Raw genomic sequence first — 22,037 nt, 5'->3', positions numbered from 1 at the left:
ACCGTGTAACAGCGGTCGTGGGAGTGAATCCTAGAAAGGAGCAACCAAATGGCTGAAACAACCAATAAAGAAGTATATCAACCAATGACGTTCGATGCGATTAAAATTGGTCTGGCATCTCCGGAAAAGATCCGTGAATGGTCTCATGGTGAAGTAAAAAAACCAGAAACCATCAACTACCGTACATTAAAACCGGAAAAAGATGGTCTGTTTTGTGAGAGAATCTTTGGACCAAGCAAAGACTGGGAGTGTCATTGTGGTAAATATAAAAAGATCCGTTATAAAGGTGTTGTCTGCGATCGCTGTGGTGTAGAAGTTACAAAATCAAGCGTTCGTAGAGAGCGTATGGGACATATTGAACTGGCAGCACCGGTATCTCATATCTGGTACTTCAAGGGAATCCCGTCCCGTATGGGGCTGATCCTGGATCTGTCTCCGAGAACACTGGAGAGAGTCCTGTATTTTGCAAATTATATTGTTCTTGATCCGGGTAACACCAATCTGCAGCTGAAACAGGTGCTGACAGAGAGAGAATACCAGGAAGCAAGAGAACAGTTTGGTGATACCTTCCGTGTAGGTATGGGTGCAGAATCTATCAAAGAGCTGCTGCAGTCCATCGACCTGGAAGCAGAATCCGTAGAACTGAAAGCCGGACTGAAAGATGCAACCGGACAGAAACGTGCCCGTATCATCAAACGTCTGGAAGTTGTAGAAGCATTCCGTGAATCCGGTAACAGACCGGAATGGATGATTATGGATGTTGTGCCGGTTATCCCGCCGGATCTGCGTCCTATGGTACAGCTGGATGGTGGACGTTTTGCTACCTCTGACCTGAATGATCTGTATCGTCGTATCATCAACCGTAACAACCGTCTGAAAAGACTGCTGGAGCTGGGTGCTCCGGATATCATCGTAAGAAACGAGAAACGTATGCTGCAGGAAGCTGTAGATGCGCTGATCGATAATGGTCGTCGTGGTCGTCCGGTAACCGGACCTGGTAACAGAGCTCTGAAATCGCTGTCCGATATGCTGAAAGGTAAATCCGGACGTTTCCGTCAGAACCTGTTGGGTAAACGAGTTGACTACTCCGGACGTTCCGTAATCGTCGTTGGACCGGAACTGAAGATTTATCAGTGTGGTCTGCCGAAAGAGATGGCGATCGAGCTGTTCAAACCGTTCGTTATGAAAGAACTGGTTGCAAACGGAACCGCTCATAATATTAAAAATGCAAAGAAAATGGTCGAGAAAGTACAGCCGGAAGTATGGGATGTACTGGAAGACGTTATCAAAGAGCATCCGGTTATGCTGAACCGTGCTCCTACACTGCACCGTCTGGGTATTCAGGCATTCGAACCGATCCTGGTAGAAGGTAAAGCAATCAAGCTGCATCCTCTGGTTTGTACCGCGTTCAACGCCGATTTCGATGGTGACCAGATGGCTGTCCATCTTCCGCTGTCCGTAGAAGCACAGGCAGAATGCCGTTTCCTGCTTCTGTCTCCGAACAACCTGCTGAAACCGTCCGATGGTGGTCCGGTAGCCGTTCCTTCACAGGATATGGTCCTGGGTATCTACTATCTGACACAGGAAAGACCGGGAAGCAAAGGAGAAGGCGGATATTACAAGAGCTTAAACGAAGCCATTCTGGCTTATGAAAACGGATACCTGACACTGCAGTCAAGAATTCATGTTCGTCGTAAGAAAACAATGCCGAACGGTGAAGTGGTTACAGGAACTGTAGAATCTACACTGGGTAGATTCCTGTTCAATGAGATCCTGCCGCAGGATCTGGGATTTGTAGATCGTTCCGTTCCGGGCAATGAACTGATTCTGGAAGTTGATTTCCACGTAGGAAAGAAACAGCTGAAACAGATTCTTGAGAAAGTCATCAACACACACGGACAGACAAAGACTGCCGAAGTACTGGATGACATCAAAGCAACCGGATATAAATATTCTACAAGAGCAGCCATGACCGTATCGATTTCCGATATGACCGTGCCGCCGCAGAAACCGCAGATGATCGAACAGGCACAGGAAACTGTAGATAAGATCACAAGAAACTTCAAACGTGGTCTGATCACAGAAGAAGAGCGTTACAAAGAGGTTGTAGAAACCTGGAAACAGACCGATGATGAGCTGACAAAAGCCCTGCTGAATGGTCTGGATAAATACAACAACATCTTCATGATGGCCGATTCCGGAGCCCGTGGATCTGATAAACAGATCAAACAGCTGGCAGGTATGCGAGGACTGATGGCCGATACAACCGGTCACACCATCGAGCTGCCTATCAAGTCAAACTTCCGTGAAGGTCTTGATGTACTGGAATATTTCATGTCCGCCCATGGAGCTCGAAAAGGTATGTCCGATACCGCCCTTCGTACCGCCGATTCCGGTTACCTGACCAGACGTCTGGTAGATGTATCTCAGGAGCTGGTTGTTCGTGAGATGGATTGTGCGGAAGGCAGAGATGAGATTCCGGGTATGTATGTGAAGGAATTCACAGACGGAAAAGAAGAAATCGAAAGTCTGCAGGAACGTATCACAGGACGTTTCTCCTGCGAGACAATCAAAGATAAAGATGGTAATGTGCTTGTAAAAGCAAACCACATGATCACGCCGAAACGTGCAGCTAAGATCATGAGCGAAGGTGTCAATGCAGAAGGCAAACCTTACGACAAGATCAAGATCCGTACGATTCTGAGCTGTAAATGTAAAGTTGGTATCTGTGCAAAATGTTACGGTGCCAACATGGCAACCGGTGAAGCTGTTCAGGTTGGTGAGTCTGTCGGTATTATCGCCGCACAGTCCATCGGTGAGCCTGGTACACAGCTGACCATGCGTACCTTCCATAGTGGTGGTGTTGCCGGTGGCGATATTACACAGGGTCTTCCTCGTGTCGAGGAGCTGTTTGAGGCAAGAAAACCGAAAGGACTTGCCATCATCACAGAGATTCCTGGTGAAGTTGCAATCAAAGATACCAAGAAGAAACGTGAGATCGTAATTACCGATAAAGAAAGCGGAGAATCCAAGACTTATCTGATCCCTTACGGATCCAGAATCAAAGTTACGGATGGACAGATGCTCGAAGCCGGTGATGAACTGACAGAAGGTTCTGTTAACCCGCATGATATCCTGAAGATCAAAGGTGTACGTGCCGTACAGGATTATATGATCCGTGAGGTACAGAGAGTATACCGTCTGCAGGGTGTAGAAATCAACGATAAGCATATCGAGGTTATCGTTCGTCAGATGCTGAAGAAGATCCGTATCGAAGACAACGGAGACACAGAACTTCTTCCGGGAACCATGGTTGATTTCCTTGAATATGAAGACATCAACGAACAGATGGAAGCAGAAGGAAAAACTCCTGCAGAAGGAAAACAGGTTCTGCTGGGTATTACCAAAGCTTCTCTGGCAACCGATTCCTTCATGTCAGCAGCATCCTTCCAGGAGACAACAAAAGTCCTGACAGAAGCTGCTATCAAAGGAAAAGTTGACCACCTGGTAGGTCTGAAAGAAAACGTTATCATCGGTAAACTGATTCCGGCCGGTACCGGTCTGAAACGTTACAGCAATATCAAACTTTCCACAGACGACATGCTGAAGGAAGAAGAGGAAGATATCGTGATGGACGATGAAGATCTGGAAGTTACACCGGAAGAGGATATCACAGTAGAAGAAACTTCCGAAGCTGCTGGTACCGACGAAGAAACAGATGAAATCGCTGAAGAACTGGTAACTCTGGAGGATACCGAAGAGTAAATCAGCAAATAGCGAATAAATAAGTAAAAAGTCAAGGGAAACTGATAAAAAATCAGAAATACTCCCTTGACTTTTTATTTTTTGGATGCTATGATACTACAGGTGCGCATGGAAATGCAGTTATTTTAATGCGCACAAAATTACCTTATAACAGGTAAGACGGCTGCATAGTCGTATGATTTTAGAAATAGCAACCGCAGAACCAGAAAAGGAATAATTACAGGAGGTGAAATGGAATGCCAACATTTAACCAGTTAGTAAGAAAAGGACGTCAGACTTCTGTTAAGAAATCTACCGCTCCTGCTCTGCAGAAAAGCTTTAACTCTTTAAGAAAAAAATCCAGCGATCTGTCTTCTCCACAGAAGAGAGGTGTGTGTACAGCTGTTAAAACTGCTACACCTAAAAAACCTAACTCAGCTCTTCGTAAGATTGCCAGAGTACGTCTGTCAAACGGAATCGAAGTAACAAGCTACATTCCAGGAGAAGGTCATAACCTTCAGGAGCATAGCGTTGTTCTGATCCGTGGAGGCCGTGTTAAAGACTTACCTGGTACAAGATACCATATCATCAGAGGTACTCTTGATACCGCAGGTGTTGCTAACAGAAAACAGGCCCGTTCCAAATACGGAGCTAAAAGACCTAAAAAATAAGACAAAAAGCTGCGTTATCGCTGCCTAGCAGCATAACAAAACGAATTTGACAATATCACAATACTATGTACGGTCATTCCATTTATACCCTGATGGTTGCGGGTCAAATAGAGGAATTTACCAGTGCGAACACATAGTCGACAGTACCTGTTTAACTGCTCAGGCTGTCATGTGAGTACCTAAGAGATAATCTATTGATTAAGGAGGGAAGTAACGTGCCACGTAAAGGACATACTCAGAAAAGAGACGTGTTAGCAGATCCGATGTACAATAATAAAGTGGTTACCAAACTTATCAATAACATCATGTTAGACGGTAAGAAAGGTGTAGCACAGAAGATTGTATACGGCGCTTTCGCTAAAATTGAAGAAAAAGCTGGAAAACCAGCAATCGAAGTTTTTGAAGAAGCTATGAACAACATCATGCCTGTACTGGAAGTAAAGGCTAGACGTATCGGTGGAGCTACCTATCAGGTACCTATCGAGGTTCGTCCGGAAAGACGTCAGGCCCTGGCTCTTCGTTGGTTAACTCTGTATTCTCGTAAAAGAGGAGAGAAGACCATGGAAGACAGACTGGCAAATGAGCTTCTGGATGCTATGAACAACACCGGTGCATCTGTTAAGAAGAAAGAAGACATGCATAAAATGGCAGAAGCTAATAAGGCATTTGCTCATTACAGATTCTAAAGGAGGAAATCCAATTGGCTGGAAGAGAATATCCATTAGAGAGAACCAGAAATATTGGTATTATGGCGCATATCGATGCTGGTAAGACCACTCTGACAGAGCGTATCTTATACTACACCGGTGTAAACTATAAAATCGGAGATACACATGAAGGTACTGCTACCATGGACTGGATGGAACAGGAGCAGGAAAGAGGTATCACCATTACTTCCGCAGCTACCACATGTCACTGGACTCTGGAAGAACAGACAAAACCGAAAAAAGGTGCTCTGGAACATCGTATCAACATCATTGATACCCCAGGTCACGTAGACTTTACTGTAGAGGTAGAGCGTTCCCTGCGTGTACTGGATGGTGCTGTTGGTGTGTTCTGTGCAAAAGGTGGTGTAGAACCACAGTCTGAAAACGTATGGCGTCAGGCTGACACATACAATGTACCTCGTATGGCATTCATCAACAAGATGGATATCCTGGGTGCAGATTTCTACAACGCTGTAGATCAGATTAAAACAAGATTAGGAAAAAATGCAATTTGTCTTCAGCTGCCAATCGGTAAAGAAGATGAATTCCAGGGAATCATTGACCTGTTCGAGATGAAAGCTTACATCTACAACGATGATAAGGGTGATGATATCTCTGTAGTAGATATTCCGGAAGATATGCAGGACGAAGCAGAACTGTATCATACAGAACTGGTAGAGAAAATCTGCGAGCTGGATGATGATCTGATGATGGAATATCTGGAAGGTGAAGAACCTTCTGTAGAAGCAATGAAAGCAGCACTGAGAAAAGGTACATGCGAGTGTACAGCTGTTCCGGTTTGCTGTGGATCTGCTTACAAAAACAAAGGAGTTCAGAAACTTCTGGATGCTATCCTGGAGTTCATGCCGGCTCCTACAGATATTCCGCCTATCAACGGAACTGATCTGGACGGAAACGAAGTTGTTCGTCATTCTTCTGATGATGAACCGTTCTCCGCACTGGTATTTAAGATCATGACTGACCCGTTCGTTGGTAAACTGGCATACTTCCGTGTATACTCAGGAACCATGAACTCCGGTTCTTATGTATTAAATGCTACAAAAGATAAAAAAGAACGTGTAGGACGTATCTTGCAGATGCATGCGAACAAACGTCAGGAGCTGGACAAAGTTTACTCCGGAGATATCGCAGCAGCGATCGGATTCAAGTTCAGTACTACCGGTGATACCATCTGTGATGATCAGCATCCGGTAATCCTGGAATCCATGGAATTCCCGGAACCAGTTATCGAGCTGGCTATCGAGCCTAAGACAAAAGCTGGACAGGGTAAACTGGGTGAAGCTCTGGCAAAACTGGCAGAGGAAGATCCTACTTTCCGTGCTCATACCGATCAGGAAACTGGTCAGACAATCATCGCAGGTATGGGTGAGCTGCATCTGGATATCATCGTTGACCGTCTGCTGAGAGAATTCAAAGTAGAAGCTAATGTTGGTGCTCCTCAGGTTGCATATAAAGAGACCATCACAAAACCGGTTGACGTTGAGCACAAATATGCAAAACAGTCCGGTGGACGTGGACAGTATGGTCACTGTAAAGTTAAATTTGAGCCAATGGATGCAAACGCAGAAGAAACTTACAAATTTGAATCTACCGTAGTTGGTGGTGCTATTCCGAAGGAATACATCCCGGCTGTAGGTGAAGGTATCGAAGACGCTATGAAGTCTGGTATCCTGGGTGGATTCCCTGTAGTAGGTGTTCATGCAAACGTATACGATGGTTCTTACCATGAAGTCGATTCTTCTGAAATGGCATTCCACATTGCCGGATCTATGGCATTCAAGGAAGCAATGCAGAAAGCATCTCCTGTACTGCTGGAGCCTATCATGAAAGTCGAAGTTACTACTCCGGAAGATTACATGGGTGATGTTATCGGTGATATCAACTCCCGTCGTGGTCGTATCGAAGGTATGGAAGATATCGGTGGTGGAAAAATGATCCGTGGATATGTTCCGCTGGCTGAAATGTTCGGTTACGCAACAGACCTTCGTTCCAGAACTCAGGGACGTGGTAACTACTCCATGTTCTTTGAAAAATACGAACCAGTTCCGAAGTCCGTTCAGGAAAAGGTTTTGTCTGCAAAGGCTAAATAATAACGCCTTACTATCAGGCGCCCGTAATTGCTGAAATTATGGAAATATGACTTGCAAATATCCTTGATTTGCAATATAATCAAGGATAGCAGGTCTAATAATATAGTAAATTAAAATTTTGCCGTAAGGCGCAAGTTTTAAGGAGGAAAATTAATAATGGCTAAAGCTAAATTTGAAAGAAGCAAACCACATTGTAACATTGGTACCATTGGACACGTTGACCATGGTAAAACTACTCTGACTGCAGCTATTACAAAAACTCTGCACGAAAGACTGGGTACAGGTGAAGCTGTAGCATTCGAAAATATCGATAAAGCTCCAGAAGAAAGAGAACGTGGAATCACAATCTCTACTGCTCACGTTGAGTACGAAACAAACAAACGTCACTATGCACACGTTGACTGCCCAGGCCATGCTGACTACGTTAAAAACATGATCACTGGTGCTGCACAGATGGATGGTGCTATCCTGGTTGTAGCTGCTACCGATGGTGTTATGGCTCAGACAAAAGAGCACATCCTGCTGTCTCGTCAGGTAGGTGTTCCTTACATCGTTGTATTCATGAACAAATGTGATATGGTAGACGATGAAGAACTTCTGGAACTGGTAGACATGGAAATCCGTGAGCTGCTGAACGAGTACGAATTCCCGGGAGATGACACTCCGATTATCCAGGGATCTGCTCTGAAAGCTCTGGAAGATCCGAACAGCGAATGGGGAGACAAAATCCTGGAACTGATGGATGCTGTAGATAGCTACATTCCGGATCCTCAGCGTGACACTGACAAACCGTTCCTGATGCCTGTAGAGGACGTATTCACAATCACTGGTCGTGGTACTGTTGCTACTGGTAGAGTAGAGCGTGGTGTTCTGCATCTGAACGACGAAGTTGAAATCCTGGGTGTTAAAGAAGACGTTAAGAAAACAGTTGTAACTGGTATCGAAATGTTCCGTAAACTGCTGGATGAAGCACAGGCTGGTGATAACATCGGTGCTCTGCTGCGTGGTGTTCAGAGAACAGAAATCGTTCGTGGACAGGTTCTGGCTAAACCAGGTTCTGTAACATGCCACAAAAAATTCACAGCTCAGGTTTACGTTCTGACAAAAGATGAAGGTGGACGTCATACTCCGTTCTTCAACAACTATCGTCCGCAGTTCTACTTCAGAACAACTGACGTAACAGGTGTTATCAGCCTGCCAGAAGGTACAGAAATGTGCATGCCTGGTGATAACGTAGAAATGACAATCGAACTGATCCATCCGATCGCTATGGAACAGGGTCTGACTTTCGCTATCCGTGAAGGTGGACGTACTGTAGGATCAGGCCGTGTTGCTTCTATCATCGAGTAATCACTGATTAGCAGATAAAATTATATATATCGTTATCGTAAGATAACATTGTGTCCAAACGTAAGATACCCCGGAACCGCAAGGTTTCCGGGGTTTTTCTGTACTCTAAGAAAAGAATTATTCGTAAATTCATCAGATTAGAAACAGTGAAATGTTTATCAGTAAACGTCAAACCATGCGCCTGACATTAAATGAAACGCCGCTTTTTTATGAGCGGCGTGGTTTCCTGCATTCGTCTGGAAGTTCTGATGACCAAGGCATCAGATCATCTAATTCCGCAGGATCTATATTTCCTTGTTTATCGCAGCGTTTCGGCAGCTCTGTGAGGATATATTTAAAGTAGTAATACGGCCGCAGGTTGTTCAGCTTCGCAGTTTCTGAAATGCTGTACACCAGTGCACTGGCATTCGCCCCGTTTGCGGTGTTGTGGAACATCCAGTTTTTCTTTCCGATGCAGAAGGTCCGGATTGCCCGTTCCGAAGCCGAGTTGTCAATGGGAACATCGCCGTCTTCCAGGAAAACTTTAAGATATTTTTCCTGGTTGATCAGGAAGTTCAGTCCCTGGGCCGTTTTTGATTTTGGCGGTACAGCACATTCCGCAGCCTGTTGTTTTACCCACGCAAAGAATTCCTCAACCATCGGCCGGATCACCTCCTGCCGCTTTTGAAGACGTTCTTCCGACGAGAGCCCTTTTAGCTCCGTATCGATATTATAGAATCCTGCGATCTTTTGCAGTGCCTGATATGCAACCGACTGTTTGACCGCCTGTGGGTCTTTTTTATCGGCTGCTTTTACTGCATCTGCAAAATCGCGCCTTGCATGTGCCCAGCAGTTCGCGTTTGTTACCTCTGGGAGTTTCCTTTCAAGTACGTGGTACTGCTGGAGGCTGTCCGTTACAAGGATCCCTTTATAGTCCCGGTAAAAATCCAGAGGTTTGTGGTGGTCGCGCCCTTTCTGGTATTCATAGATCACGATGGGGCGCTCCTTATACAGTTCACCGGAACGGTGCACCCACATGTAACACTTGCTGTTGGGATGATCGCTGTCTGCGATCACCTGCGTCGGCGTTTCATCAGACTGTGTGACATGCAGCGACAGCAGTTCTGATTTCATCCGCTCAACAAAAGGTGCAAAGTATCTGTCAGCACATTTGATGATCCAGTTGGACATGGTCTGCCGGGATATCTTTACACCATTGCGCTCGAATTCCTGCTCGATCCGGTGAAGTGCGGATGAGTTTACATACTTTACGTTCAGGATAGCTGCCAGCAGGGACGGGGTCACAATGCTGTTCCGGAGCAGATCCTTTGGCCTTTCTCCGCGGATGAATTCGTCCTGATGGTCGCCGTCAGTCCCAACATATACTTCGACCGTATGAACCTCAACGGTCCATGATGCCGGCTCGTAGCGAAGCCTCTTATAGGTCTCACTTGGAATCTGACGCCAGTTGCCATCGCCATAGAAGGCATCCAGTTCTTCTTTGGAAACATGATACGGCGGAAGGATCTCTACAGGGAAATCTTTCAGATCCAGATCCCGTTTTCCTTTTTTCTTCTGACTCCGCTTGGTGGGCAGGATCTCATCTGCAGGAGGTTCTGGAACTGATGCATCATATGCAGCTTCTGCTTCATCAAAAAAGGAGAGCTGTCCGTCGATCGATTTTAAAGTTTCCGTATGTTTGCCAAAACGATAGCTGTTGGCGAGGCGTACCTGTTCGATCAGTTTTTCTATGTTCTGGTTCAGCATATCCAGCTGTCCCTGCATGGAAAGAACCATGGTAATCAGTTCCTCGCGGCTGCAGTTATTCAGTTCAGTAAGTGTATGTTTATGATCCATTGTCCCGCTCCTTTTCACTGTATCCATTATAACAGAAACAACGGAAAATGGCGAATTTCCAAGAATGACGTCTTCGTCATTATGCCTATGTGCCAAAAAGCCGTATAACGTCCATAAACATAAGAAAATATAGTATTTTCAAGGTTCAAAAAATTTATTTTCAATCATTCTCAGATGCACTGAGTGCGTCTGGAAAGAGTGAAAACCTATGTTACAACGACTGATTTTTGACCTGATGAAAACGCTGAAAAAATCTCTGTTTTGCACAAAAGTCAGAGTGCTCTTTTCGGATGGACCTCTTTGATCTTTGGGTCCAGTGGGTTCAGTCCGAGCATCAGATACTGGAACTGTTCCTCTGTAAGTTCTGCAGCTTCCTGTTCTGTCCTGGGCCAGGTCAGGGATCCGTCTTCTAAGCGTTTGTACAGAAGCAGGAATCCATCTCCCATCCAAAGCAGACCTTTGATCCGGTCGGATCTTCTTCCGCAGAAAAGAAAAAGAGTTCCTTTTTCAAAAGGATTCTGATGGTATCTGTCACCGATGATCATGGACAGTCCGTCAATGCCTTTCCGCAGATCAACATATCCGCAGGCGAGTACAACCCTGCGGATTCCTGCTGCATCGTTAAGCATGACGGATCACCTGGAAGATCCTGTCAAGCAGGGCTTCCGAAATATCGTTAGATATCGCAATGGATAAAGCACCATTTTTGATGATGGCAACCGGAGGTTGTTCCTGAAAGGAGTGTATCGGTTCTTCCTGCCTGCTTAACGGAACAGAGATCTCAGCAAACGTGATTTCCGAAGATGAAGTGGCTGGTGGCATCTGCATTTGCTCATACGCTTCTTTGCGGAATTTTCGGAGCCAGTAATAATAAGATTTTTCTTTGATACCATTATCGGCAAGCCATTGCTTCACGGTCATATTTTCCGGCCTTTGCTGACATTGTTCTATAATGTTCAGCCAGTTGGTGCGTCTTACATCATGAGTTGATTGGTCCATACTTTAGTCCTCCTCTAAAAAACTAGTTAGTTTTTTCGTACTTTTTAGAGTATCTCATAAATGTGCTGATCCGGCTAGGCGAGTGGTTTGACGTTTACGTTTATCAGCAAGATGAAATACGGATAAATTTAAAATTGAAAAAGAAGGCTTGCGGTGCCAAAACGGTGCCAAAAAGAAACTCCTGCGAATGTTTGCTATTATGGCAAGTTACAATTATATAATGAGTACTGATGAAGTGGCACAGGATCGTTCATTTACACTTTTGTATATATTGGAATAGCACTTTAGAAAACACTATGGTAAAATAAAGTGAAGAAAAATCAGAATTGACAGAGGTAATGAACTAGAGCGTGTCTGAAAAATCATTTCCGCAATCTGCAAGCCCCACTTTGCGGTATATTTTACCCTCATTCGGTTGCCGTAGCCCGCTACGCCGCCCTTATTCGGATAAAATCTCCCACAAACTGGGACTCGCAGCTCACGAAAAGCCTTTTTCAGACACGCTCTAGGTCTTAACGAAGAGGAGAAATAGTTAACAAAGAGAGGTGCATATGCTATGCCAGGTATACTCGTGGTTGAAGATGATGAAAATTTAAATCGTGGAATTACATTTTCACTGAAAAAATGCGAATATGAGGTTTTTTCAGCAGAATCAGTGAAAAAAGCGAAAAGAATTGCAAGTGATCATAATGTGGATGTTACCATTTGTGATGTGAATCTTCCGGATGGGAATGGACTGGAATTTGTAAGGTGGATGAGATGCAATTATAATACATACATTATTTGTCTTACAGCACTAGATCAGGAGATGGATCAGGTCATGGGATATGAAGCAGGGGCAGATGATTATATTACAAAGCCGTTTAGTCTTTCGGTACTTCTTTTGAAAATAGAAGCACATTTCCGCCGCAGACAGGAGAAAACGGAAGCCGGAAAGATGATTTCGGGAGATATCGTATTTATCGCAGGAGAAATGAAAGTCCTGATAAAGAGTCGTGAAATCAGTCTGACAAAAACGGAGTTGAAAATGCTGACTTTTTTTCTTCAGAATCCGAAACAGATTCTTTCAAAAACACAAATATTGGAAAATGTGTTTGATCTGGAAGGGGATTTTGTGGATGAAAATACAATCGCTGTCAATATCAGAAGACTCCGTGAGAAAATCGAAGACAATCCGGCTGCACCGGTCTATATAAAGAATATCAGAGGTCTTGGGTATATATGGAATCAGGAGGTAAGGCAGTGAAAAAGAGATATCGCAAGAAGATCACAGTAGTGCTCTCCTTGGTATTGCCTGTCATAGTATTGTTTGCAATATTAAATTGCTTTACCACGTATGTGTTTTATGAAGATTATAAATATAAAATGAATCTTATGACAGAGATTGCTGCAAAGGAAGAATTTTCCGGGCTGGATGCTGTTTCGGAATTGCTTAAGGATAAGGATATTGAAACTAACGAACAGGGAAGGCGATTATTGGAGCAATATGGATACTGGGGGAATAAAGGGAATGCATTTTATTCGCAATTCCGGCATCAGGTTATGGTGACCGGTGCTGTAAGCACTGTGATATGCGTGCTTCTTTTGACTTTTTTACTTTATTGGAAGAAAAAAGAAGATGCGTGTCATCAGAAAATTTTAGACCAGTTGGAAGAAATTCTGATCAGATTCCGTGAAAATAAATTTGATGATTTACTGAAAACGGAAAATCATGCAGAACTGGAAAAATTGAATGACCAGCTTGAAGCAATCGGACATCATATTCAGTTGATAAAGGAAGAAGCAAGAGCAGAAAAGGAGAACACGAAAGAAATGGTTTCTGATATTTCTCACCAGTTAAAGACACCGGTTGCAGCTTTGGATACATGTTTTAGTGTGCTGATGCAGAATGACTTAAGTGCCACAGAACAGGAGGAGTTTCGTATCCGTTGTCGGAGTGCTCTGGATGGACTGGAGACATTATTGCAGTCGCTTCTTGAAATATCCAAGATGGAAACCGGACTGATTCAGATTAATAAGAAAAAACTTCCGCTTATGGATACTGTCATATCTGCTGTGAACCGCACTTATCCTAAAGCGGATGAGAAAGAAATTGAATTCGTTTTTGACTATGAAAAAGAGCTTGAAACATGCACGGTTATGCAGGATAAAAGGTGGCTTGGTGAAGCTGTGATCAACGTTCTGGATAATGCGGTCAAGTACAGTCCGTGTGGTTCAAAAATATTTATCCGGTTACAAAAAAGAAACGATCTTGTAAGAATGGAAATTGAGGATCAGGGAATTGGTATTCCGCAGAATGAGTATCACAAAATTTTTCAACGATTTTACAGAGGAAGTTCCAAGGAGGTCATGGAAAAGAGTGGTACAGGAATCGGACTTTTTCTATCGAGAGAAATTATCGAAAAACACGAAGGTACGATTACGGTAACCTCCGGCAAAAAGAAAAAAGGAAGCACGTTTGTGATTCAATTACCATATGTTGGTTAAATTTTAAGTGAGCAGAAATCTTACAATTCTGTAAGATTTCTGCTCGTTTTTTGAAAGTGAAATGAAAGATTGTCCTGATACAATTTGGATGTAGGTTGAAAAATGACCAAATATATAAACAGGCAAAGAAAGCGTGCTGAAAAGGTACGCTTTACAGAATTGAAAAGGAGGCAACACATGAGTGTGATATTAGAAACCAAGCAGCTTTGTAAGTTTTATGGCGCAGGTGAGAATCAGGTCAAAGCGGTCAATCAGGTGGACATTCAGATTGAGCAGGGAGAATTTGTCGCAATTGTTGGAAAGTCAGGTTCCGGTAAAAGTACATTACTTCATATGCTTGGAGGGCTAGACACCCCGACAAAAGGCAGTGTTACTTTAGCAGGGAAAGATTTATACAGGATGAAGGAAGATGCCCTTGCTGTTTTCCGCAGAAGAAAAATCGGATTTGTTTTTCAGGCATTTAATCTGGTTTCATCTGTTAATGTCTGGGAAAATATTGTACTGCCACTGGGGCTGGATGGAAGAAAAGTGGATGAAGCGTATGTAAATGATATTATTGCAACTCTGGGGATTGAAAACCGGATTTATAATCTGCCAAATCAGTTATCCGGAGGACAGCAGCAGAGAGTAGCAATTGCAAGAGCACTGGTGAATCGTCCGGAAATTATATTTGCAGATGAGCCGACAGGAAATCTTGATTCTAAGACCAGTGATGAGGTAATCGCCCTGCTTAAGATGACAGCAAAAAAATATGGACAGACAATTGTAATGATTACCCATGATGACGAAATTGCACAGGTCGCTGACCGTATTCTGGTGATTGAGGACGGACAGGTGGTGGATTTCAGATGAAGACAATAAGCAGGATTGCATATAGCAATGACAAAAGGAACAGGACAAGAAGTATACTGATCATGATGGCAATCTGTCTGACCACGATGCTGCTTGTTATCATCAGTACTGTGGGAAATGGGGTAATTCATTTACAGAAAAGTCAGGCGGCAGGATCATATGGAAGCAATTATGGTCTGTTTGTTTCCGCAGACGGATCGCAGTTAAAAGAAGTAAACCGCCGTGCGGAAATAGATGCTACAGGCACTATGTGCACCGAAGGTATCATAAAAGGCAATGAAAAAGGCGGGTTTGTCTGCATGGATGAGACTGCAAGAAAAATGCTTCCTTATAATAAAGAATATGAGTTGAAGGAAGGAAAGTATCCGGAAAAAATGCAGGAAATTGCCGCAGGAAGAGCATTTTTTAGTGAAATGGGATATGATGATGTAAAGGTCGGAGATACGGTTACACTGGATTACCGCGCAGGGATGCAGTCAGAATATAAGCCGGAAGAATTTGTTGTCAGCGGAATCCTATATGATCGGGATGAGTATACCATCGAGGCATCTTATGTTGCTTTCGGGTCACAGGAGTTTTATGATGAGCACGTCGCAGAGAATGACAGACAGTATAATATTTATTTTACTTTAAATGATTCTGCAAATGTATCTATGAATAATATTGATTCGGTTATAAAGCAGATTGCAGCAGCTTGTGGGATCGAAGAAAAAAACGTTATAGTCAATGATCTCTATTTGCAATGGGTCTTGCAGCCGAGTTATGAAACGATTGCGGTATGCGGAGTTTTGATTCTTGCAATTGTACTTTTCTCTGTTGTGGTCATTTATAATATTTTTCAGGTCGGTATTGCCAACAAGATACAGGAGTATGGAAAAATCAAGGCTCTGGGAGCGACAAAAAAGCAGATGAAACAACTGATCTTCAGAGAGGGCATTTTTTTGACATTTTTTTCAATACCAGTTGGATTGCTTTTTGGCTTTCTGATTGCAAAATGCGGTTTTAACTGGCTGGTAGAACAGGGGAACCTTGTATCAACCGGAACTGGCTCTATGGGAGTTCAAAATCAGCAGGTGCCTCTGTTTTCCCTGCCTGTTATGCTTCTCTGTATTTTCGTATCATTTCTTACCGTTGCTTTGGCACTGCGTAAACCAATGAAAATTGTTTCACGGATTTCACCTATCGAAGCAACACGGTATTTAGAAAATGTAGAAACACAAAAAAAAGGAAAACGAAATGGCAGAAAAAATGTCACCGTGTTTTCTATGGCAATGGCAAATGTAACGGGTAATCCCAAAAGAACCATTGGTACTATCCTCACAATGGGTTTTTCTTGCGTATTGTTTGTGATTATCTCTAATTATGTGGGAAATATTGACACGGAGCATGAAGCACGCCTTTCCGTTAATCATGGACAATTTGAACTGCAGCTTGACTATTCTGCTGAGTATGATGAAAGATATCCGGAGAATAATCTGGATACGATTTTGACGGATGATCCATTGAATGATTCGCTGATTGAAGAAATCAAAAGCATTCCGGGAGTAACAGATGTCATGACGAGAGAGATTGTCTCTGTAAATTTGAACGGAACAAGATTTCCGGCTACTATTGTGAGTAAAAAGGATTTTGATTTTATGCGCCAAGAAGGGGATATTGGCTCTATGGACTATGATCAGGCGGTAAAGAATGGTGATATTTTCTTTGGCTGGTCAACGTGGATGGAACAAGATGGATATGCTCCGGGTGAATCCATTGCATTTGACTTTGAGAATGGAAGTGGAACCTATACCTATCAGGGAAAGATTGCAGGATCTTTTGTAAGTGCGGACACTTATCTTGTCATTCCGGAAGGTGTATACCGTTCCATGAATCCGAGAGGAACAGCCTATGGCTATCTGTGGGTGGACTGTGATAAAAAAGATGTGGTATCTGTAGAACAAAGTCTGAATACTTTGATTTCTAATACTTCGCATATAAAAATGGATACTTATCATGCGCAGTTACAATCTGCCGAATTTGCAAGCAGCATGATGAAGCTTGGCTGTTATCTGTTTATGGCTATCGTAGGACTCATCGGGTTTATGAATATGGCGAATACCATGATCATGAATATTACGACAAAAAAGCCGGAATATGGTATATTACAGGCTGTGGGTATGACAAATAAACAATTAAATTTATGCCTGCAGTTACAGGGACTGATGTTTACGGTTGGTACCATATGCGTAGCTTTGATCATTGGTCTGCCGCTCGGCTATGCACTTTTTTCCTATGCAAAACATAATGGAATATTTGGAATGAATATCTATCATGTTCCAATCGTACCAATTTTTATTATGATTTTTTTGGTCGGTCTGTTGCAGATTGTACTTTCCTGCGTTTTAAGCAGTAATCTGAAAAAGGAAACGCTGGTAGAAAGAATAAGGTATCAGGGATAGCAAGATAACATTGTGTCCAAACGTAAGATACCCCGGAATCGTAAGGTTTCCGGGGTTTTTCTGTATGGGGAAAAGTTCTGGAATTTTCTGTTTCTTATCGTGAAGATCTGTACTATAATAGACTGGAAAAAATAAGCAGGAGAACTTAAAAATGACGAATCTAAAAACAGATTATAAAAGTATCATCAAAGAGACAAGTATATTAACGGTTGCGGTAGCCATTATTGCCGCGGCGGTTTATTTCTTTCTTGTACCGAGCCATGCTTCCGTAAGCAGCATATCAGGTCTTGGTATTGTGCTTTCGAATTTTATTCCCTTACCATTGTCGGCGATTACAATGATTTTGAATGTGGTCTTGCTGATTATCGGATTTTTCACCTGTGGGAGAGAGTTTGGGGTGAAAACAGTATATACCAGTGTGATGCTTCCACTGTTTCTGGGTGTGTTTGAGGGGATTTTTCCGGATTTTGGCTCGATGACGAACAGCCAGGAGTTGGATGTGCTGTGTTATATTCTGGTAGTCAGTGTGGGACTGAGTATATTATTTAATCGCAATGCATCTTCGGGCGGGTTGGATATTGTGGCCAAGATTATGAACAAATATCTGCACATGGATCTGGGAAAAGCGATGTCGTTGTCCGGGATGTGTGTGGCACTGTCTGCGGCGCTTGTGTACGATAAAAAGACGGTGGTACTGAGCGTACTTGGAACATATTTTAACGGATTGGTGCTGGATCACTTTATTTTTAATCATAACGTCAAACGGAGAGTTTGCATCATCACGAAGAAAGAAGAGGAACTGCGCCAGTTTATCATTCATGATCTGCACAGTGGTGCGACGATCTATGAGTCGATCGGAGCCTATAATATGGAAAAAAGAAACGAGATTATTACGATTGTAGATAAAGGCGAGTACCAGAAACTGATGAACTACATGAACCGTGAAGATCCGAAGGCATTTATTACGGTATATACGGTGTCGGATATGAGGTATCAACCGAAACGGTGATGAAAGAAAAGAATCATCAAAAGTTTACAAAGGAAAACGGATGGTCTAATATGGAACTATACGAAAATCTATAAAAAATAAGCCGGAAAGGAAGCAACGGACAACGTAAAGAGAAAAGGGAAAGAAATTGTAAAAAAAGGTTTTGCAGAAATTGGTGAGGAAACTAGAGCGTTTCATGCAAACCGTGGAGTGTCATCATGTATGCCTGGGAATAAACAAAGCGGAATGAAGGAAGAACCGGCAGAAAATACGAAGAAGAGAGGAAATATGAAAATGAAAACAGAACTGCAAAAACAGTTATTTGCATTGCAGGATCCTGGATATCGGGAATTTCATGCCAGACTGATTCCGGGAATTCCGAAAGAAGATATTATTGGAATCCGCACGCCGGTGTTGCGGAAGTTCGCCGGGGAATTTGCCAGAGATCACAGTCAGGAAGCCGAGGCGTTTTTAAAAGAACTGCCACATCGCTATTATGAAGAAAACAATCTGCATATGCTGCTGGTAACAAAGATTAAAGATTACCCGGAATGTCTGCGGAAAGTGAAGGAGTTTCTTCCATATATAAATAACTGGGCAACGTGCGATCTGCCGGCACCGAAATGCTTCGAAAAACACCTGGAGGAATTACTTCCGGTGATTCGGGAGTGGGTGACTTCCACAGACACCTACACGATCCGGTATGGAATCGGGATACTGATGCGACTGTATCTGGATGACGCGTACAGACCGGAATATGCCGATCTGGTTGCAAGGGTACGGTCGGAAGAATATTATGTAAACATGATGATTGCCTGGTATTTTGCGACAGCGCTTGCGAAGCAGTGGGATACGGTGATTCCATATCTGGAAGAACGGAAACTGGATCGCTGGGTGCATCAGAAGACGATTCAGAAAGCGGTGGAGAGCTTTCGAATCACACCGGAGCAGAAAGTATATTTGAAGAGTTTACGTTATCCAAGGAAATAAAAACAGGAAGAATATCGAAAAGTATCAAAACACATAGAAAGTTACAGGAACAAAGAGGGAAATATAACTGGAAGATGCGGAAGCGGTACATAGAGATAACTGTAGAATAGCAAAACAGTGATGTAAAATAACAGAATCCGCTAAATAATAACAGAGCAGATTCATATGAAAGGAAGCGAAACAATGTCAACATCTATGACAAAGGGGAACCCGTTAAAACTGATGCTTCAGTTTGCACTTCCCCTTTTAATCGGAAATTTATTGCAACAGACGTATAATATTATCGATGCGGCGATCGTAGGACAGATTCTTGGGGCGAAAGCACTGGCAAGTGTGGGGGCAAGCAGCAGTGTACAGTTTCTGGTTCTGGGATTCTGTATGGGATGCTGTACCGGATTCGGTGTACCGGTTGCCAAGTACTTTGGGGCAGAAAAGATGGATACGATGAGAAATTATGTATTTAACGGTGCGGTACTGACTGGGGGAATCGGTGTGACAGTGACGATTCTTTGTTCTGTATGCTGTCCACAGATCCTGCATCTGCTGTCAGTTCCGGAGGACATCTTCCGCGGAGCCTATCACTATCTGCTGATTATTTTTCTGGGAATTCCATTTACCTTATTATACAATTATTTATCCAGTATTCTCCGTTCGCTGGGAGACAGCCGGACACCCTTTCTCTTTCTGGCATTTTCAGCGATATTGAATATCTTTCTTGATCTGTTCTGTATCGTGGTACTGAAATGGGGATGTGCGGGAGCTGCTGCTGCGACAATTACAGCACAGGCGATCAGTGGCATACTGTGTCTTGTTTTTATTGGAAGAAAGATGAATGTACTGCATCTGACAAAAGAAAACAGAACGGTAAATATAACTGCGGTAAAAGAACTTCTGGCGATGGGGCTTCCTACTGGACTGCAGTTTTCCATCACTGCAATTGGCAGTATGGTAATGCAGTCGGCAAATAACGGACTGGGAAGTGTGTGTGTTTCCGGATTTACCGCGGGCATGAGAATCAAACAGTTTGCGATGTGCCCGTTTGATGCAATTGCTACTTCGGCATCTGTATTTTGCAGCCAGAATATGGGCGCAAGGCAGCCGGAACGAATCAAGAAGGGACTGCGGCAGGGAGTTGCGATTGCAACGATATATGGTCTGCTGATCGGGCTGGTGCTGATCTTCGGAGGACGCACGCTGTCGATGATCTTTGTGAAAAAATCAGCAGCGGATGTCTTGGATGCATCAGGAAAATATCTGCGGTGTCTTGGATATTTCTTCTGGAGTCTCGGTATCCTGAATGTAAGCCGAATGGTGACACAGGGACTTGGATATTCAGGAAGAGCAGTACTTTCCGGGGTGACGGAGATGCTGGCAAGAACGATTGTCAGTCTGGGATTTGTCGGAGCCCTGGGGTATACGGCAATCTGCTTTGCTGATCAGGCAGCATGGATCGCAGCATGCTGTTACATAGCACCGACCTGTCTGCACTGCGTCAAAAAGGTGACAGGGATACTGGAAGGTAACGGCAACCGATAAAAAGAGTGAGAAGATAAAAGCAATATTTAGTTATAGAAATAGCCTATAGCTGGATATTGCTTTTTTCTATTAGACAAAGTCAGGAAAATTGTGTATGATAATAAAAACATAAAAACATAGAAAAATAATAGGAAAATAAAAACGATAAATATATGTAACAGTTCAGCAGATATGAACAGAAAGTTCCAGAGTTGAAATTGGTGTAAAAGCAGATTTCGACCCTAGAGCGTGCTTGAAAAATCATTCCTGCAATCTGCACGCCCCACTTTGCGGCATATTTTACCTTCATTCGGTTGACGTAGCCCGCTACGCCGCCCTCATTCAGGCAAAATCTCCCACAAACTGTGACGCACATCTTGCAGAAAGCCTTTTTCAAACACGCTCTAGAACTTTCTGTTTATATCTGTATTTGTTTCAGTGGAATATTCTGTCAGCGGACAAAAATATTTTTGCAGATCGTCGTATTTCTCAGACCGTTGTCCTTTCCTGCGCAGAATTTAAAACTTTTGTTGCAAAATTACGAGGCGCTTCGGAAATAATATTGTGAGTCAGATATGCCATGTGCTCCGGAGTATCGTCGGAATCACCGGTGAGCCAGCATTTGATCATTCCCACGCAGCCGTTGATGCAGAAAGCGTAGGCGTATTTGATGTCGTTGACATTCTGTGGGAACATCGTAAAAAGTTCCGGCAAAACAGCGTCCTCGACCAGTTTTTCAATCTTTTCCACAAAAGCCATATCGCCGTTCGGCCCCATCAGTGCCGCACAGATATCCTTGTTGGCAGCCAGAATCCGAAACAGCTGGATGGCAAAAGAATAACCTTCTTCTTTCATTCCCGGATCCAGCGGATGCTCTTTGATGGCTTCCAGAATATCTTCCATCAGTTCGCCCTCTATGCTCTGAAGCATCTGGTAAATGTCTGTGTAATGCAGATAAAAAGTGGAACGGTTGATATCAATCTCATCCACCAGTTCTTTTACCGTGATTTCTTTAATATTTTTCTGCTGCATCAGTCTGGCAAGACCGGCGCGAAGCTGTGCACGGGTTTTTCGCACCCGGCGATCCATTTTTTCTCCTTTTTTCGTTTCCATAAAAATCCCCCTTTTATTGCATCTCCCGTATTTTCTCAAAGAGTTTTTTTAGGTCGAGAAAACTTCCCGGGAAGATTTAAAATCATATCTGAAGAAAATATAACCAAAAATTCCTGAAATTCAAATTTTGTAACTATTCAGCAGCCACTGTACCGCGAGGTGTTTTGGCATGAATATGCCAAAATCCCGAGACATACAAGCCAAAATGCCATCACCGAAGGTGATTTTAAATG

At 43.3% G+C, this 22,037-nt stretch carries 19 protein-coding genes and 1 pseudogene; 14 read left to right on the top strand and 6 right to left on the bottom strand.

Annotation, left to right across the window (positions count from 1 at the left end; genetic code table 11):
• The first annotated feature begins 48 nt into the window (after positions 1-48).
• From rpoC to tuf, 5 genes are all read left to right on the top strand, one after another.
• Complete coding sequence (rpoC, locus tag ETP43_RS13935) at positions 49-3,765, top strand: DNA-directed RNA polymerase subunit beta' (protein ID WP_022398583.1); 3,717 nt, start codon at positions 49-51, stop codon at positions 3,763-3,765.
• A 236-nt stretch (positions 3,766-4,001) separates the two neighbouring features.
• On the top strand, positions 4,002-4,415 hold the full coding sequence (gene rpsL, locus ETP43_RS13930) for a 30S ribosomal protein S12 (RefSeq protein ID WP_022008863.1): 414 nt from the start codon (positions 4,002-4,004) through the stop codon (positions 4,413-4,415).
• 215 nt (positions 4,416-4,630) lie between these two features.
• Complete coding sequence (gene rpsG, locus ETP43_RS13925) at positions 4,631-5,101, top strand: 30S ribosomal protein S7 (RefSeq protein ID WP_022398582.1); 471 nt, start codon at positions 4,631-4,633, stop codon at positions 5,099-5,101.
• Positions 5,102-5,115: 14 nt separating this feature from the next.
• On the top strand, positions 5,116-7,233 hold the full coding sequence (gene fusA, locus ETP43_RS13920; protein WP_022398581.1) for an elongation factor G: 2,118 nt from the start codon (positions 5,116-5,118) through the stop codon (positions 7,231-7,233).
• Positions 7,234-7,389: 156 nt separating this feature from the next.
• Complete coding sequence (tuf, locus tag ETP43_RS13915) at positions 7,390-8,583, top strand: elongation factor Tu (protein WP_117525039.1); 1,194 nt, start codon at positions 7,390-7,392, stop codon at positions 8,581-8,583.
• A gap of 207 nt (positions 8,584-8,790) precedes the next feature.
• Here the strand turns inward: tuf and tnpC are convergent, their stop codons facing one another.
• From tnpC to ETP43_RS18615, 4 genes and pseudogenes are all read right to left on the bottom strand, one after another.
• The gene (gene tnpC / locus ETP43_RS13910) at positions 8,791-10,419 is read right to left on the bottom strand and encodes an IS66 family transposase (protein ID WP_129258740.1); all 1,629 of its coding nucleotides are present in this window, start codon (positions 10,417-10,419) and stop codon (positions 8,791-8,793) included.
• 272 nt (positions 10,420-10,691) lie between these two features.
• Complete coding sequence (tnpB, locus tag ETP43_RS13905) at positions 10,692-11,048, bottom strand: IS66 family insertion sequence element accessory protein TnpB (protein WP_117526118.1); 357 nt, start codon at positions 11,046-11,048, stop codon at positions 10,692-10,694.
• Positions 11,041-11,418 (bottom strand): hypothetical protein, encoded by a 378-nt coding sequence (locus tag ETP43_RS13900; protein WP_118635358.1) that lies wholly within the window; start codon positions 11,416-11,418, stop codon positions 11,041-11,043. Before ETP43_RS13900 ends, tnpB begins: the two co-directional genes overlap by 8 nt.
• A gap of 294 nt (positions 11,419-11,712) precedes the next feature.
• Positions 11,713-11,856, bottom strand: a pseudogene (locus tag ETP43_RS18615) (DUF6783 domain-containing protein); the annotation flags it as partial.
• Between ETP43_RS18615 and ETP43_RS18610 the strand changes: the two are divergent.
• The 8 genes from ETP43_RS18610 (at position 11,794) to ETP43_RS13865 (ending at position 20,712) form a co-directional block, all read left to right on the top strand.
• Positions 11,794-11,934 (top strand): DUF6783 domain-containing protein, encoded by a 141-nt coding sequence (locus tag ETP43_RS18610; RefSeq protein WP_334294653.1) that lies wholly within the window; start codon positions 11,794-11,796, stop codon positions 11,932-11,934. The pseudogene ETP43_RS18615 and the gene ETP43_RS18610 sit on opposite strands and share 63 nt — an antisense overlap.
• 40 nt (positions 11,935-11,974) lie before the next feature.
• Entirely contained in the window at positions 11,975-12,664 is a 690-nt protein-coding gene (locus tag ETP43_RS13895; protein ID WP_129258738.1) for a response regulator transcription factor, read from the top strand.
• Complete coding sequence (locus tag ETP43_RS13890; protein WP_129258735.1) at positions 12,640-13,905, top strand: sensor histidine kinase; 1,266 nt, start codon at positions 12,640-12,642, stop codon at positions 13,903-13,905. Before ETP43_RS13895 ends, ETP43_RS13890 begins: the two co-directional genes overlap by 25 nt.
• A gap of 177 nt (positions 13,906-14,082) precedes the next feature.
• Positions 14,083-14,757: an ABC transporter ATP-binding protein gene (locus ETP43_RS13885; RefSeq protein ID WP_006426335.1), complete on the top strand. Its 675-nt coding sequence runs from the start codon at positions 14,083-14,085 to the stop codon at positions 14,755-14,757.
• Entirely contained in the window at positions 14,754-17,198 is a 2,445-nt protein-coding gene (locus tag ETP43_RS13880) for an ABC transporter permease (RefSeq protein ID WP_129258733.1), read from the top strand. The genes ETP43_RS13885 and ETP43_RS13880 overlap by 4 nt, the downstream gene beginning before the upstream one ends.
• 151 nt (positions 17,199-17,349) lie before the next feature.
• Complete coding sequence (locus ETP43_RS13875) at positions 17,350-18,207, top strand: YitT family protein (protein ID WP_118567825.1); 858 nt, start codon at positions 17,350-17,352, stop codon at positions 18,205-18,207.
• 225 nt (positions 18,208-18,432) lie between these two features.
• Positions 18,433-19,176: a DNA alkylation repair protein gene (locus ETP43_RS13870; protein ID WP_243114301.1), complete on the top strand. Its 744-nt coding sequence runs from the start codon at positions 18,433-18,435 to the stop codon at positions 19,174-19,176.
• A gap of 183 nt (positions 19,177-19,359) precedes the next feature.
• Positions 19,360-20,712, top strand: a complete 1,353-nt coding sequence (locus ETP43_RS13865; RefSeq protein WP_129258729.1) for an MATE family efflux transporter — start codon at positions 19,360-19,362, stop codon at positions 20,710-20,712.
• A gap of 79 nt (positions 20,713-20,791) precedes the next feature.
• Here the strand turns inward: ETP43_RS13865 and ETP43_RS18605 are convergent, their stop codons facing one another.
• Positions 20,792-21,067: a DUF6783 domain-containing protein gene (locus tag ETP43_RS18605; protein WP_334295492.1), complete on the bottom strand. Its 276-nt coding sequence runs from the start codon at positions 21,065-21,067 to the stop codon at positions 20,792-20,794.
• Between ETP43_RS18605 and ETP43_RS18600 the strand changes: the two genes are divergently transcribed.
• Positions 20,966-21,259 carry a DUF6783 domain-containing protein gene (locus ETP43_RS18600; RefSeq protein ID WP_334295537.1) on the top strand — a complete coding sequence of 98 codons (294 nt, stop codon included), beginning with the start codon at positions 20,966-20,968 and terminating at the stop codon, positions 21,257-21,259. The genes ETP43_RS18605 and ETP43_RS18600 overlap by 102 nt on opposite strands.
• Here the strand turns inward: ETP43_RS18600 and ETP43_RS13855 are convergent.
• A complete protein-coding gene (locus ETP43_RS13855) occupies positions 21,181-21,804 on the bottom strand; it encodes a TetR/AcrR family transcriptional regulator (RefSeq protein WP_129258725.1) in 624 nt (207 codons plus the stop codon). The genes ETP43_RS18600 and ETP43_RS13855 overlap by 79 nt on opposite strands.
• Positions 21,805-22,037 lie beyond the last annotated feature (233 nt).

The sequence above is a fragment of the Blautia faecicola genome, from assembly GCF_004123145.1.
In the GTDB taxonomy this organism is placed as follows: domain Bacteria; phylum Bacillota; class Clostridia; order Lachnospirales; family Lachnospiraceae; genus Oliverpabstia; species Oliverpabstia faecicola.
Note: the sequence above shows the minus strand (reverse complement) of the source record. Positions and strands in the feature narration are given on the sequence as shown.